Source organism: Halomonas sp. NPDC076908 (assembly GCF_050269715.1).
Taxonomy (GTDB): Bacteria; Pseudomonadota; Gammaproteobacteria; order Pseudomonadales; family Halomonadaceae; genus Vreelandella.
Window position 1 is genome coordinate 1 of the sequence record NZ_JBNNIW010000110.1, and the last position, 1387, is coordinate 1387.

At 60.4% G+C, this 1387-nt stretch carries 2 protein-coding genes; both read right to left on the reverse strand.

The genetic code is table 11. The features are described from left to right. Positions 1 to 446 (reverse strand): benzoate 1,2-dioxygenase small subunit (benB, locus tag ACQKE4_RS20695; protein WP_427390104.1); only part of this gene is annotated, 446 nt, incomplete at its 3' end. Positions 447 to 472: 26 nt separating this feature from the next. Further along, the coding region (locus tag ACQKE4_RS20700) for an SRPBCC family protein (RefSeq protein WP_427390105.1) at positions 473 to 1387 on the reverse strand (915 nt) is incomplete at its 5' end.

Here is a 1387-nt window from a genome sequence, read left to right on the forward strand (position 1 = left end):
TTCAACTGCACGACTTTTCTTGTGATCAGCGGGGTCTCACCCGACACGTCCAGGGTGTAAAACGACGTGCCGAAAAAGCTGTCGGTCTTCTTGTAGCGGTGGTTGAGCGTGTGCCAGTTGAACCGCAGGTTGACCGTGTCACCCTCTTGCGACAGGATCTCAAGATTAGTCACCTGGTGGGTGGTGCGCGGCTCCGGTGTACTGGCACCGCTGCGCTCGGTCTTGATCCGGTAGACCCGATCCTCTAACCCTTCACGGTTGGGGTAGTAGATCAGCGAGATTTCGCTGTGCGGGTCGCGGGTCAACTGGTCGTCGTCGTCCCAGGCGGGCATCCAGAACTCGGCGTCTTTGCGGTACAGCGTGAGCCACTCGTCCCACTCCCGGTCGTCCAGCAGCCGGCCTTCGCGGTACAGAAAGGCTTGGATATCGTGATAGCTAATGCTCATGGCACTTCTCTCCTCTCTTCAGGCACTTAGGCGGACGCGGTGGCGATAAACTGGCGGCGCTCTTTGTCGATGGCGCGCAACATTTCGGCGACCCAGTGCTTGTGGTGCAGCACGTAGAGGCCTTCGTCTTCCGGCGAGGCGCCGCTGAGCAGGGGCTTCATGTCGATCGCTTGGGCCGTTTCATCGGCGCCTTCAATCCACTGCTGGGCCCCACGGGAGAGGTCGTTCCATTCGGCCAGCGCGCCGTTGTAGCCTTCCTGGCAGGCGCGGAACTCTTCGAGATCGTCGGGGGTGCCCATGCCGGAGACGTTGAAGAAGTCTTCGTATTGACGGATACGTACCCGCCGATCTTCGGCGGCTTCGCCTTTGGGCGCGAAGCAGTAGATGGTGACTTCGGTTTTGTCTACGGCGATCGGACGGATCACGCGGATTTGCGTGGAGAACTGGTCCATCAGGTAGACGTTGGGGTAGAGGCAGAGGTTGCGCGTCTGGTTGACGATGGAGTCGGCGCGGGCGTCGCCCAGCTGTTCTTGGATCCAGTCCTTGTGCTGGTAAACCGGGCGGACTTCCGGGTTGAGCAGCCGGGTCCACAGCATCATGTGGCCGTTTTCGTAGGAGTAGAAGCCGCCTTTGCTCTTCGACCAGCCGTCGGCGTCCACCGCTTTGGTGCCGCCGGCATCGTAGTTGCGGCGTTCCATGGTGGAGGCGTAGTTCCAGTGCACGGAGCTGACGTGGTAGCCGTCGGCGCCGTTTTCAGCCTGTAGCTTCCAGTTGCCGGTGTAGGTGTACGACGAGGTGCCGCGCAGGATTTCCAGGCCTTCGGGGGCTTGGTCGACGATGTTGTCGATGACCTTGGTGGTTTCGCCCAGGTGTTGTTCGAGCGGTTGTACGTCGTCACTCAAGCTGCCGAACAGGAAGCCTTTGTAGTTTTCAAAGCGCGG